This is a genomic window from Gordonia jinhuaensis (assembly GCF_014639795.1).
Lineage (GTDB): Bacteria > Actinomycetota > Actinomycetes > Mycobacteriales > Mycobacteriaceae > Gordonia_B > Gordonia_B jinhuaensis.
Genome location: NZ_BMGC01000006.1, coordinates 136313 through 149452, shown reverse-complemented (window position 1 = coordinate 149452; position 13140 = coordinate 136313). Strand labels below are relative to the sequence as shown.

The window sequence follows — 13140 nt, the reverse complement described above, 5'->3', positions numbered from 1 at the left end:
AGACGTACCCGACGGTGGGAGGACAGTGTGGCGACCTTGTGGGCGGTCAGCGACCTCCACGTCGCCCACCGCGGAAACGAGTCAATCCTCGACGGCATCGTGCCCGAGGGTGAGGACGACTGGTTGATCGTCGCCGGCGACGTCTCCGAGCGCACCGACGACATCGTGGCGACGCTGCGCTCGCTGAGAGCACGCTTCGCGACCGTGATCTGGGTGCCGGGTAATCACGAGCTCTACACCACGTCGAAGGATCCATTGCAGATCTTCGGTGTGGCTCGCTATGACTATCTCGTTCAGGCGTGCCGTGACATCGGTGTGGTCACACCCGAGGACATCTATCCGCTCTTCGATCCGGGTGACGGCACGACTCCGGTGCGGGTGGTGCCGATGTTTCTGCTCTACGACTACACATTCCGTCCCGAGGGCACCTCGACGAAACTCGAGGCGCTCGCGGTGGCGCGTGAGCGCAACGTGGTGGCCACCGACGAGTTCCTGCTCTCGCCCGAGCCCTATGGCACGAGGGACGCCTGGTCGCGAGCGCGGATCGAGCAGACGCGCGCACGTCTGGATGCCATCGACCCCGCCGAGGCGACGATCCTGATCAATCACTGGCCGCTGCGGCGCGAGCCGACCGATGCGCTGATGTACCCGGAATTCGCACTGTGGTGCGGCAGTGAACAGACCGCCGATTGGCACCTGCGCTACCGCGCACAGTGCTGTGTGTACGGCCATCTGCACATACCCCGGACCACCTGGTACGACGGTGTGCGCTTCGAAGAGGTGTCGGTGGGCTATCCCCGCGAGTGGAAGCGGCGCGGACTGCCCGAACCTCTGCTGCGCAAGATCATTCCCGACGACGGGCCCAGCGCCGAGGACCTGCCCGAGCACGGTGTGCGTTTCGAGTTGCCGCCCGACTATGCCGAGCGCGCACAGGAATTCGCCGATCGCGTCGCCGCGCGGCAGGCGCGCCGCCGTGAGAGTGGTCGTGGGGACCGGTCATGATCGATCAGCTGCTGGCGCCGGGAATAGCCTCGGCCGAATCTTTCGGTGACCCCGATGGTCTGGCGCCGCTGCCAGCCGAGGAGTCGCTCATCGCACGGGCGGTTCCCAAGCGGCGCAACGAATTCGTGACCACGCGTCATTGTGCGCGACAGGCACTCGGGTCGCTGGGCATCGATCCGGTGCCGATCCTGCGGGGGGATAAGGGGCAGCCGCTGTGGCCGACGTCGGTGGTGGGCAGCTTGACCCACTGCGACGGATACCGGGCGGCGGTGGCAGCCTATGCACTGCAGGTGCGCTCGCTGGGTATCGACGCCGAACCGCATGAGCGGCTCCCGGACGGAGTCCTCGACCACGTGTCGTTGCCGACCGAACGTGACGATCTCGCCGCGCGCACCCGCGACGGCTCGGATTCGGTCCAGAACGATGCGAGCGAGGCCGATCCACCGGTGCACTGGGACCGACTTCTGTTCTGCGCCAAGGAAGCCACGTACAAGGCATGGTTCCCGCTGACCGGCCGATGGCTGGGATTCGAGGACGCCCACATCACCTTCGAGCGCACCGGGCCAGGGGGCGGCACCTTCCACTCGCAGCTGCTGGTGGATGGCTCGACACACGACGGCGGCACACCACTCACCGAGTTCAGCGGCCGGTGGCTGGTGCAACGGGATCTGATCCTCACCGCCATCACCGTGTGACCCACCGGGTCGACCGGCGCGGAGCCGGTGCGATCGCGCGGTCGGGCCGCCCGAGACGTGATCGAACGGTATACGAGAGAACCAACGACATATGAGAGAACCACCGTCGACCGACCGGCCTGCCGAAGGCTGTTCGATCGGCTAGAGCAGCCGAGGAGTGCATGATGGCGCGGCGAGCCGGACCCGAGACGATCGACGACGCCGGTGTGGTGATCGTCGACAAGGCGCCCGGGGTGACCAGTCACGACGTGGTGTCGTCGATGCGCAAACTGTTCAACACCCGCCGTGTCGGACATGCCGGGACACTCGATCCGATGGCCACCGGGGTGCTGATCATCGGTGTCGAACGCGCGACGAAGATGCTCGGGCTGCTCGCGCTGGAGACCAAGGAATACACCGCGACCATCCGTCTCGGTGCGGCGACCGACACCGACGACGTGGAGGGCACCGTACTGTCGACCGCCGACGCCTCGGCGGTCACCGACGAGCAGATCCACCAGGCGGTGGCCCGCTTCCGCGGCGACATCGACCAGGTGCCCGCCAAGGTCAGCGCCATCAAGGTCGACGGTCGTCGTGCACATGCGTTGATGCGCACGGGGGAGGAGTTCGACCTCAAGCCCCGTCGAGTCACGGTGTCGCGCTTCGACATCGTCGCGATCCGCCGTGCGGTCGGTGGTCCCGTCGACGTCGACGTCGAGGTGGAGTGTTCGACGGGGACCTATGTGCGGTCACTGGCCCGTGACGTCGGTGAGGTCCTCGGCGTCGGTGGACATCTCACCGCGTTGCGCCGTACGCGGGTCGGTCCGTTCGGTCTCGAGCACGCCCGCACGATCGAGGAGTTGACCGAGAAGCCGTCACTGAGTCTGACCATCGACGAGGTGGCCACCCTGGCCTTCCCCCGCCGGGACATCACCGACGCCGATGCCGAGTCGATCAGTCAGGGCCGGTGGCTGGAACCGGTCGGCATGAAGGGCGTGTACGCCGTGGTCGATCCGCACGGGCAGGCGATCGCCCTTGTCCAGGAGAAGGGGCGTCGTGCGAGTTCGGTGATGGTGGTGCGGCCGGCGACGCTGCGCCGACCCCCCGAGTCGTGACCTAGCGGTCGCGGGCGTCGTCGATGACCAGCCAGATCGCACGCGCGGCGATGTCGCCGATGTTCACCGGTTCGTCGCCGTCCACGCGGATGCACACCGTCCCCGCGAACGGTCGGTGCTCGACCACGTCCACGCGCGCATCCGGGCGGATGCCGAGGGAATCGAAGTAGCGCAGCATGTCCGGGTCGTCGTCGGAGATGCGTGCCACGACGCCCTGCGCCCCGGCGTCGAGCTCGGCGAGCACCGCCGCCGGGGGAGTGGGGACCGTCCCGTCCTGACCGGGGATCGGGTCGCCGTGCGGATCGCGGACCGGGTGACCCAGTTTGGCGTCCAGTCGCGCCAGCAGCCGGTCGGATACCGCGTGTTCGAGGATCTCGGCCTCGTCGTGTACCTCATCCCACCCATAGCCGAGCTCGTTGACCAGAAATGTCTCCAGGAGCCGGTGCCGCCGGACCATCGACACCGCCGCTGCGCGTCCGTCGTTGGTCAGCGACACCGCGCCGTAGCGGGCGTGGGACACCAATCCCTGATCGGCGAGTTTGCGGATCGCCTCGGAGGCCGTGGATGCCGAGACCCCCAGCTTCTCGGCGAGCATCTTGGTGGTGACCTTGGTGGCATCCCACTCCTGGGTGGTCCAGATGACCTTCAGGTAGTCCTGGGTGACCGTCGAGAGTCCCGCCACAGATGCGAGACCAGGGGCGAGATCAGGGGCCGGACCAGAGCCCTGTGCGGGATCGTCGGCGCGTGAATCCGCGGCGGTGTGTGCCATGCCACCAGCTTAGGGCTGCCTTGGCGGCGACGGTCCGATGGTGGCGAGGCGACGCGCGGGAGACGCGCGGATGAGGCAGACACCGCCCCCGGTTAGGCTGAACCAGTGCTGCGTTGGCGAGGACTCGACGACATCCCGGCGGGCTGGGGACGATGCGTGGTCACCATCGGCGTATTCGACGGTGTACACCGCGGACATGCCCAGCTGATCAACCGTGCGATCGAGGCGGCGCGTGCACGCGGTGTCCCCGCGGTGATGATGACCTTCGACCCGCATCCCGCCGAGGTGGTGCGACCCGGTTCGCATCCCGCCCAGCTGACCACCCTGACCCGGCGGGCCGAACTCGCCGAACAGCTCGGTGTCGACGTCTTCTGCGTCATGCCCTTCACCCCCGCGGTCGCCCACCAGTCGGCCAAGGACTTCGCCCATGAGGTCCTCGTCGAGGGCCTGCATGCGGCCGAGGTGGTGGTTGGCGACAACTTCACCTTCGGGCACAAGGCGCAGGGCACCGTCGAGGTGCTCACCGAGTTGGGCAAGCGGTTCGGGTTCGAGGTGCACGGGGTGTCGTTGCTGTCCGAGCATGCGGTGACCTTCTCGTCGACCTACATCCGCGCCTGCGTCGCGGCCGGTGACGTGGAGGCCGCCGCCGATGCGCTTGGTCGACCGCACCGCGTCGAAGGCGTCGTGGTCCGCGGTGACGGGCGAGGCCGTGAGCTGGGATATCCGACCGCCAACATCGCGCCACCGATGCACGCTGCGATTCCGGCCGACGGGGTGTATGCAGCCTGGTTCACCGTTCTCGGCGCCGGCCCGGTGGTCGGACAGGTGGTGCCGGGCGACCGTTACATGAGCGCGGTCTCGGTGGGGTCCAATCCGACGTTCTCCGGACGCACCCGAACGATCGAGGCCTTCGTACTCGACACCGCCGCCGATCTCTACGGGCAGCATGTGGCGGTCGATTTCGTGTCGCGGATCCGTGAGATGGAGAAGTTCGACTCGGTGGACGCCCTGGTCGACCGGATCGGCGACGACGTGGCCGACACCCGCACGATCCTCGAGAAGGACTCCTCGCAACAGTGAACCGGCCGCGGCCGGGTCCGGTGATGTCGGCGGAGTCGCGCATTTTGGTTGTCGACCTGCGTCGCTGGTAACCTGGACGATCGGTGTGTGCTGCGGTTCGCGGCGGCCACGTCGAGTGATTTTTTCGCGCGAACTGAAACAACAGGAGAACATTCGTGGCTCTGACCGCAGAAGACAAGAAGCAGATCCTCGGTGAGTACGGCCTGCACGAGGGCGACACCGGTTCGCCGGAGGCCCAGGTTGCACTGCTCACCAAGCGCATCTCGGATCTGACCGAGCACCTCAAGGTGCACAAGCACGACCACCACAGCCGCCGCGGACTGCTGCTGCTCGTCGGTCGTCGTCGTCGCCTGCTCAAGTACGTCGCCGCAGTCGACGTGCAGCGCTACCGCAACCTGATCGAGCGTCTGGGCCTGCGCCGCTGACCTCGATCGCCATCACGTCTGTCGAACGCGTCCGACCTCTCGGGGCCGGGCGCGTTCGGCTGTCGTGAGAACCCCGGGTGATAAAATCCACCTGGACGATTCGTCTGCGTACCGCCGACACTCGCGCGTCGCGACCATGCAGCGGTCCTCGGTAGTGGCCGCCGGAACATCTGGTTCCGGCCGCTTCGATCGATGGCCGTTCCGGCCGCATGCGTCCTCGCCCTGACGATCAGGAGCGAGATGAGTGCCCGGCTGTGCCGGTGTACCCGCCCCAGCTGCGGGGGACCTGTGCGCGGTCGAGTCGCACCCGCGTGTCGCCGACATTCCTGGGCACACGCGTACCGACGAGAGGATTGAGACTCTTCATGACTGATGTGAACACATCCGGTGACGTCGACACCGCTGACTACGACGACGAGATCACCGAGGCGACCGCTGTCATCGACAACGGCAGCTTCGGCACCCGCACCATCCGCTTCGAGACCGGCCGGCTGGCACTTCAGGCCGCCGGTTCGGTGACCGCCTACCTCGACGACGAGACGATGCTCCTGTCGACCACCGCGGCATCGAAGCACCCCAAGGAGCATTTCGACTTCTTCCCGCTGACCGTGGACGTCGAAGAGCGGATGTACGCCGCCGGCCGCATCCCCGGATCGTTCTTCCGTCGCGAGGGACGCCCGTCGACCGACGCCATCCTCACCTGCCGTCTCATCGACCGACCGCTGCGTCCGTCGTTCGTCGACGGCCTGCGCAACGAGATCCAGGTCGTGGTGACGGTGATGAGCCTGAACCCGCAGGACCTCTACGACGTGGTCGCGATCAACGCCGCGTCGGCATCCACCCAGATCGCCGGTCTGCCGTTCTCCGGCCCGGTCGGCGGTGTGCGCGTGGCGCTCATCCCCACCGAGGAGAACAAGGCCGGCCAGTGGGTCGCCTTCCCGACCGTCGACCAGCTCGAGGGTGCGGTCTTCGACATGGTGGTCGCGGGTCGTATCGTCTCCGGATCCGGTGACGACGCCGACGTCGCGATCATGATGGTCGAGGCCGAGGCCACCGAGAACGTGATCGACATCGTCGCCGGTGGTGCCCAGGCACCGACCGAGGCGATCGTCGCCGAGGGACTCGAGGCCGCCAAGCCGTTCATCGCCCGTCTGTGCGAGGCGCAGAAGCAGCTCGCCGACGCGGCCGCCAAGGAGACCGGCGACTTCCCGCTGTTCCCGGCATATGAGTCCGACGTCTACGACGCCGTGGCCGAGATCGCCACCGACAAGCTCGCCGAGATCCTCACGATCCCCGGCAAGCAGGAGCGTGACGACAAGACCGACGAGCTCAAGGCCTCCGTCCTCGATCAGCTCGGCGACAAGTTCGCCGGACGCGAGGGACAGATCGGCGCCGCATTCCGCTCGCTGACCAAGAAGCTCGTGCGCCAGCGCATCCTCACCGACCACTTCCGCATCGACGGACGCGGCATCACCGACATCCGGTCGCTGTCGGCCGAGGTCGCCGTGATCCCGCGGGCACACGGTTCGGCGCTGTTCGAGCGCGGTGAGACACAGATCCTGGGTGTCACCACCCTCGACATGGTCAAGATGGCCCAGCAGGTCGACTCGCTGGGGCCCGAGACCTCCAAGCGCTACATGCACCACTACAACTTCCCGCCGTATTCGACCGGTGAGACCGGTCGTGTGGGCTCGCCCAAGCGCCGCGAGATCGGCCACGGTGCGCTCGCCGAGCGTGCGCTGGTTCCGGTGATCCCCAGTGTCGAGGACTTCCCGTACGCGATCCGTCAGGTCTCAGAAGCGTTGGGCTCCAACGGTTCCACCTCGATGGGTTCGGTGTGCGCGTCGACCATGTCGCTCTACAACGCCGGTGTTCCGCTGCGGGCACCGGTCGCGGGCATCGCGATGGGTCTCGTCTCCGACGAGGTGGAGATCGACGGCAAGACCGAGAAGCGTTATGTGGCGCTCACCGACATCCTCGGCGCCGAGGATGCCTTCGGCGACATGGACTTCAAGGTCGCGGGCACCAAGGATTTCGTGACGGCGCTGCAGCTCGACACCAAGCTCGACGGCATCCCGTCCAAGGTCCTCGCCGGCGCATTGAGCCAGGCCAAGGATGCGCGCCTGACCATCCTGGATGTGATGGCCGAGGCGATCGACGAGCCCGACGAGATGAGCCCGTACGCACCGCGGATCACCACCATCAAGATCCCGATGGACAAGATCGGTGAGCTGATCGGGCCCAAGGGCAAGACGATCAACGCGATCACCGAGGAGACCGGCGCCAACATCTCGATCGAGGACGACGGCACCGTGTTCGTCGGCGCCACCGACGGCCCCTCGGCCCAGGCTGCGATCGATCGCGTGAACGCGATCGCCAATCCGCAGCTGCCCAAGGTCGGCGAGCGTTTCCTCGGAACCGTCGTCAAGACCACCGCATTCGGCGCGTTCGTGTCGCTGCTGCCGGGTCGTGACGGACTGCTGCACATCAGCAAGCTCGGTAAGGGCAAGCGAGTGGGCAAGGTCGAGGACGTGGTCAACGTGGGCGACAAGATCCAGGTCGAGATCGCCGACATCGACGATCGCGGCAAGATCAGCCTGGTGCCCGTCGACGACAGTGCCGACGCCGATGCCGGTGCCGACACGGTCGGAGCGAGCTCCCACTGAGCGCAGTGACCGAAGGCACTCGAGATCGGCTGGTCGAGCCGATGTCACGACGCCGATCCGCCACTCGCGGTGAATCGGGCACCATCCGCAGGACCTCCCTCCCGGGCGGCCTGCGGGTGGTGACCGAACACGTTCCCGCGGTGCGATCGGCGTCGATCGGTCTGTGGGTGGGTGTCGGATCCCGCGACGAACGCCCCGCTCTCGCGGGTGCGGCGCATTTCCTCGAGCACCTGCTGTTCAAGTCGACGCCGACGCGCACCGCCGCGTCGATCGCCGAGGAGATGGACGCCGGGGGAGGCGAACTCAACGCCTTCACCTCCAAGGAGCACACCTGCTTTTACGCGCACGTTCTCGACGACTACGCCGACGATGCGATCGATGTGATCGCCGACGTCGTGCTGCGCGGTCGATGCGAGGCCGCCGACGTCGACCTCGAACGTGACGTGGTGCTCGAGGAGATCGCGATGCGTGACGATGACCCCGAGGATCTGCTCGGCGACATCTTCGCCGGAGCGATGTTCGGTGATCATCCGATCGGACGTCCGGTCATCGGGTCGAGCGAATCGATCACTGCGATGTCACGAGCCCAGGTGCGTTCCTTCCACCAGCGCCGATACACCCCCGACCGGATGGTGCTCTCGGTGGCGGGCAATGTGGAACACCGCGACGTGGTTCGTGCCGCCCGGCGCGCGTTCGCCGGTCGCCTCGACGGCGAACGCCAACCCGCGCACCGCCGTAGCGGCTCACGGGCGTTGACCGGACGTCCCGGCGTCGACGTGGTGTACCGCGACATCGAACAGGCACACATGCTGCTCGGCGTGCGGACCGCCGGTCGCGGATCGTCGGACCGCTGGGCACTGTCGGTGCTCAACGCCGCACTCGGCGGCGGTCTGAGTTCTCGTCTCTACCAAGAGGTTCGAGAAGAACGGGGACTCGCGTACTCGGTGTATTCCGGACTTGACGCCTACCACGACGTGGGCACGTTCTCCGTGTACGCCGCATGCTCGCCGGCACGTCTGGCCGACGTGGCGGCGGTGACGCGGCGCGTCCTGAGCGATGTGGCCGAACACGGTATCACCGACGCCGAGTGTGCCCGCGCCAAAGGCTCGCTGCGCGGCGGATTGGTTCTGGGACTTGAGGATTCGCAGTCGAGAATGCATCGGCTCGGACTCAACGAACTCGAATACGCGCGCAAACGTCCGGTGTCGCGGTCGTTGTCGGCGATCGAGCGCGTCACGCCGGCCCAGGTGCGTGCGGTGGCCGCCGAGGTGCTCACCAGGCCGATGGGAGCCGCGGTCGTCGGACCGTACCGCGGCGTCCGCAACCTGCCGAAGGCGATCACCGAACTCGGTCGCTGACCTCGGCGCCGCCGACACACCGGGGATGTGCACACATCACGGATCGGGCCGCAGCAGATGAGATCTGCTGCGGCCCGATCCGATTCGTATGACGCGCTGGCGCTCAGCTCTTGGCGTCCTCGGTGGTCCACGCCGGTCCGAGTTTGCCGCCGGTGTGGTCGTTGACGTTGCCGCGAATGGCATACCACCCGCCGATCATCACCACGGCGATGACCGGGATGCCGACCACCACGACGTAGAAGTCCACCTTGTCCTCACTGAGCCACCCCGAGATCGCCAGCATGACGATCACCGAGACCAGGAACACCAGACCGATGATCGAGGTGTACGGGTACCCGGGCGCCTGGAATGAACTCTTCGGTATGACTCCGCGATTGACCAGCTGACGCAGCCGCAGCTGGCAGGCGAAGATCGTCCCCCAGGTGAAGGTGATACCCAGCGAGGAGGCCTCCAGCGCGATGTCGAAGGCCTTTCCCGGTGCCACGGCGTTGAGGATCACGCCGAGCACGAAGACGATCGAGGTGACCCCGATACCCACCCAGGGGACGCCCGAGCTGCTCATCTTCGTCATGAACCCCGGTGCCTGCTTGGACAGTCCGAGGCTGCGCAGGATTCGCCCGGTGGAATAGAGACCGGAGTTCAGGCTGCTCATCGCCGCGACGATCAGCACCGCGTTGATGACGCTGCCCATCCACCCGATACCGAGTCGGCTGAACACGGTCACGAACGGGCTCTCGCCGGACTTGTAGGCGCTGGTGGGCAGCATGCAGATCAGCAGCAGGATCGATCCGCAGTAGAACACGGCGATACGGAAGATGACGGAGTTGACCGCGCGCGGGACCTCGCGCTCGGCGTTCTCCATCTCGCCCGCGGCGACGCCGACCAGCTCGATCGCGGCGTAGGCGAAGACCACGCCACTCATCACCAGCAGCGGTCCGTACCAGGCGTACGGGTCGGCGGTGGGCCAGAAGCCGCCGTTGGACCACAGGTTGGAGAAGCCCGCCTTGTGATCGCCGACGTGGATCGCGCCGAACACCACGACGATGCCGACCGCCAGGAAGATCACGATCGCGGTGACCTTGAGGATGCTCGCCCAGAACTCGAACTCGCCGAATGCTTTGGCCGAGAGCAGGTTGATGCCCAGCACCACCACCAGCGCGACCAGCGCGCTGGCCCAGTTGGGCATCGAGGGCACCCACTTGTGGAAGTACACGCCCACCGCCGACAGCTCGGCGATGCCGGTCAGTGCCCAGTTCAGCCAGTACATCCAGCCGGTGACGTACGCCGCCTTCTCACCGAAGAACTCACGCATGTAGGACACGAATGCACCCGAGGTGGAGCGGTGCAGGACCAGTTCTCCGAGTGCGCGCATCAGGAAGTACGCCATCAGGCCGGCGAAGGCGTAGCTGAAGAGCAGCGCCGGACCCACCGAGTGCAGGCGCGAGGCCGAACCCAGGAAGAGGCCGGTTCCGATCGCGCCGCCGATGGCGATCATCTGGACGTGGCGACGGCCGAGGGACTGCTTGTAGCCGGCCTGTTCGTCGAGATGTGCGGTCGTACTCGTGTTCGTGGTGTCAGTCATATTCGTTTCGATCCTGACTGTCACGTCAAGTGACTGTTCATTCGGACTTCGGTTGTCGAGATGACTCGGTAGTCGAGATGACTCGGTTGTCGAACGCCATTCGCACTGTGTTGACGTCGCGGCCACAACGCTCGTTGTGACGGGTGCTCGTTGTGGCGGGTCAAGCCAGAGTCATTGCGCCTCACCAGCCACCACGTGTCGGTATGGGCATGTCTCTGTCCTGGCTCGTCACGGGATCTGCACGCGGGGAGTGCCCCGGTGCACAGTGCCGACCGCGGGGCTCGTACTTCTTCAAGCCCTCACCACGACCAGGCACGAATTGTCTGAAACGCATATTTCCGAATTGTTACAGGCATGAGTCGCGACGTTTCCTGGGATGTCATGTTGAGATCGTGTGTCCATTCACCAAAGAGGTGTTAAAGAGAAATCGTCTGAAATACTCACTCCGGTATCGAGGGCGGGTATGTGCGCGGAGTCGTGCGGATTTCTCGGCGCGCGAGCGTTGCCGTAGCGCAGGTGTCGAGGGGTTCTGGGACGATTGACGGCATCACGTGGGCAACCCGGGCGGTCGCGGGTGCGGTGCGGCGAGCGCCGGTGGGCGAGAGGGAGTGGATGAGCGAACTCGGTGATTTTCTCGCGCGTCATCCGCCGTTCGACACGCTCGATGACGACGCCCGAGAGCGACTGGCAGCCTCGGCGTCGGTGGTGCGTTATGACTCGGGTGCGGAGATCTTCAACGCCTTCGTCGAACCGATCCGCTCGTTGTCGGTGGTGCTCACCGGTCGGGTGGAGCTGTGGAACAGCCCCGAGGCCTACGAGATCACCGAACCCGACGAGATTCTGGGGGTGGGCGGAGTGTTCGGGTACTCGTCGTTGCTGACGCGGGACCTGAAGGGGCCACGGGCGGTGGCTTCGGGGCCGGTGCGGCTGTGTCAGATCCCCGAGGATGACGTCCGGGAGGTGTTCACCGGACAGTCGGGTGCGGTGTTCCTCGCGCGGCAGCTGTCGGTGCGGCGCCGGCGCAGCGATCCGACGCCCGCACACGGCACGGTCGACGAACTCATCCGCACCGCACCGGTGGTGGGGCAGCCGTCGATGACGGTGCGGCAGGCAGCCGTCACGATGTCCGACCACGATCACGACTATGTGGTGATCCCCACCCGTTCGGGGGAGTTCGGCATTCTCACCGACGGCGACATCCGTGCCCGGGTGGTGGCCCCCGGACTCGACCTCGCCACGCCGGTGTCGGAGGTGATGACGGTTCCCGCCCTGACGGTGCCGGCGAACTCCGCCGCCGCCGACGCACTGACGCTGATCCTCGAACACGATCTGACCTGTGTGCCGGTGGTCGGGCCGTCGGGGGAACTCGTGGGTGCGGTGGGGCCCGGTGATTTCGTCGTCGCGCCCGCCGGCCCGAGTGTCACCTTGCGTCGGCAGGTGATCGAGGCCTCCAGCGTCAGTCGCCTCGCCGACCATGCCCGCCGGATGCCCTATCTGGTCGCCGATCTCGTGCGCAGCGGTGAGCCCTCCTCGGAGATCACCCGAGTCCTCTCGCTCGTCCACGACGCGGTGATCCGCCGCGCACTCGAACTGGTACTGGCCTCACACCCCGAACTCGAGCCCGACGCGATGACGTGGATGTCATTGGGCAGCAACGCTCGTCGCGAACCTGTGCTCAGTTCCGACGTGGACAGTGCGGTGTCCTTCGACGACGCGGTGTCCGACGAGATGATCGACCGCTACCGCGCGGCATTCCGAGAGGTCGACGACGTACTGCGGTCGTGCGGACTGCCCATCGACGTGAACGGGGCGATCGCCTCGATGCCGCTGTTCGCGCGTAGACACGGCGACTGGCGCGCCGCGGCGCGGACCTGGCTCGACGCGCCGCTGGACAACCAGGGCATGATGTTCACCTCACTGCTGCTCGACGGCCGGCCCATCTGGGGCGATCAGGGGCTCCTGGCAGTCGCCGAGGTGTTCGCCGATCTGCGATCCCATCCGGGCACGCTGCGACTGCTGCTGGCCGAGACGCTGACCTCCAAGGCCCGTCTGCGGTCGATGCGCGACGTGCTGGCGCGCCGCGGGGGGACCTTCGACATCAAGAATCACGCACTGACCCCGCTGGTGAACATCGCGCGGTGGGGTGCGTTGTCGGTCGGGTCATCGGAGGTCGACACCCGGTCGCGACTGCGTGCGGCGGCCGGGTCGACGATGCTCAGCCAGGACAGTGCCACGACGCTGGTGGAGGTCTTCGACACGCTGCAACGCATCCGGCTGGAGAATCAGGTGGACCAACTCGACCGGCGCGAGGATCCCTCCGATGTGGTCACCATGCGCAGACTCTCGCCGCTGGACCGCAGCCTCATCGCGCAGAGTGTGCGCGAGATCGCCGCGGTCCAGCGGCGGATGGGGAACACGTCTCAGTACACCCCGGTCACCGAGTGGGGCTCGGGGGCGCGCTCGGGGTGA

General features: G+C 66.6%; 10 protein-coding genes. 8 read left to right on the top strand and 2 right to left on the bottom strand.

The genetic code is table 11. The features are described from left to right. Positions 1 to 27 precede the first annotated feature (27 nt). From IEW22_RS06615 to truB, 3 genes are all read left to right on the top strand, one after another. Positions 28 to 1002 carry a metallophosphoesterase family protein gene (locus tag IEW22_RS06615; protein ID WP_188585796.1) on the top strand — a complete coding sequence of 325 codons (975 nt, stop codon included), beginning with the start codon at positions 28 to 30 and terminating at the stop codon, positions 1000 to 1002. Further along, the gene (locus IEW22_RS06610; RefSeq protein ID WP_188585795.1) at positions 999 to 1697 is read left to right on the top strand and encodes a 4'-phosphopantetheinyl transferase family protein; all 699 of its coding nucleotides are present in this window, start codon (positions 999 to 1001) and stop codon (positions 1695 to 1697) included. The genes IEW22_RS06615 and IEW22_RS06610 overlap by 4 nt, the downstream gene beginning before the upstream one ends. Before the next feature lie 161 nt (positions 1698 to 1858). After that, positions 1859 to 2791, top strand: a complete 933-nt coding sequence (truB, locus tag IEW22_RS06605) for a tRNA pseudouridine(55) synthase TruB (protein WP_373284140.1) — start codon at positions 1859 to 1861, stop codon at positions 2789 to 2791. Between the two features lies 1 nt (position 2792). Here truB and IEW22_RS06600 read toward each other — a convergent pair whose 3' ends face one another. Continuing rightward, positions 2793 to 3560, bottom strand: a complete 768-nt coding sequence (locus IEW22_RS06600; protein ID WP_188585793.1) for a metal-dependent transcriptional regulator — start codon at positions 3558 to 3560, stop codon at positions 2793 to 2795. A 105-nt stretch (positions 3561 to 3665) separates the two neighbouring features. Here IEW22_RS06600 and IEW22_RS06595 point away from each other — a divergent pair, with 105 nt between their 5' ends. The 4 genes from IEW22_RS06595 to IEW22_RS06580 all read left to right on the top strand — a co-directional run bounded on the left by IEW22_RS06595 (position 3666) and on the right by IEW22_RS06580 (position 9089). Continuing rightward, positions 3666 to 4640, top strand: a complete 975-nt coding sequence (locus tag IEW22_RS06595; RefSeq protein ID WP_188585792.1) for a bifunctional riboflavin kinase/FAD synthetase — start codon at positions 3666 to 3668, stop codon at positions 4638 to 4640. 155 nt (positions 4641 to 4795) lie between these two features. Beyond that, on the top strand, positions 4796 to 5065 hold the full coding sequence (gene rpsO, locus IEW22_RS06590) for a 30S ribosomal protein S15 (RefSeq protein ID WP_188585791.1): 270 nt from the start codon (positions 4796 to 4798) through the stop codon (positions 5063 to 5065). A 365-nt stretch (positions 5066 to 5430) separates the two neighbouring features. Beyond that, complete coding sequence (locus IEW22_RS06585; RefSeq protein WP_188585790.1) at positions 5431 to 7731, top strand: polyribonucleotide nucleotidyltransferase; 2301 nt, start codon at positions 5431 to 5433, stop codon at positions 7729 to 7731. Positions 7732 to 7772: 41 nt separating this feature from the next. After that, a complete protein-coding gene (locus IEW22_RS06580; protein ID WP_188585862.1) occupies positions 7773 to 9089 on the top strand; it encodes a M16 family metallopeptidase in 1317 nt (438 codons plus the stop codon). Positions 9090 to 9192: 103 nt separating this feature from the next. On the opposite strand, the gene IEW22_RS06575 is transcribed toward IEW22_RS06580, so the two are convergent. Further along, on the bottom strand, positions 9193 to 10671 hold the full coding sequence (locus IEW22_RS06575; protein WP_229742232.1) for an amino acid permease: 1479 nt from the start codon (positions 10669 to 10671) through the stop codon (positions 9193 to 9195). Positions 10672 to 11283: 612 nt separating this feature from the next. Here IEW22_RS06575 and IEW22_RS06570 point away from each other — a divergent pair. Beyond that, positions 11284 to 13140 (top strand): putative nucleotidyltransferase substrate binding domain-containing protein, encoded by a 1857-nt coding sequence (locus tag IEW22_RS06570; protein WP_188585789.1) that lies wholly within the window; start codon positions 11284 to 11286, stop codon positions 13138 to 13140.

What these genes read in the sequence shown, in the direction of transcription:
- IEW22_RS06575 (WP_229742232.1), bottom strand. Translation starts at nt 10,671, where the DNA reads ATGACTGACACCACGAACACGAGTACGACCGCACATCTCGACGAACAG.
- IEW22_RS06585 (WP_188585790.1), top strand. Translation starts at nt 5,431, where the DNA reads ATGACTGATGTGAACACATCCGGTGACGTCGACACCGCTGACTACGAC.
- IEW22_RS06570 (WP_188585789.1), top strand. Translation starts at nt 11,284, where the DNA reads ATGAGCGAACTCGGTGATTTTCTCGCGCGTCATCCGCCGTTCGACACG.
- IEW22_RS06600 (WP_188585793.1), bottom strand. Translation starts at nt 3,560, where the DNA reads ATGGCACACACCGCCGCGGATTCACGCGCCGACGATCCCGCACAGGGC.
- truB (WP_373284140.1), top strand. Translation starts at nt 1,859, where the DNA reads ATGATGGCGCGGCGAGCCGGACCCGAGACGATCGACGACGCCGGTGTG.
- IEW22_RS06610 (WP_188585795.1), top strand. Translation starts at nt 999, where the DNA reads ATGATCGATCAGCTGCTGGCGCCGGGAATAGCCTCGGCCGAATCTTTC.
- IEW22_RS06580 (WP_188585862.1), top strand. Translation starts at nt 7,773, where the DNA reads ATGTCACGACGCCGATCCGCCACTCGCGGTGAATCGGGCACCATCCGC.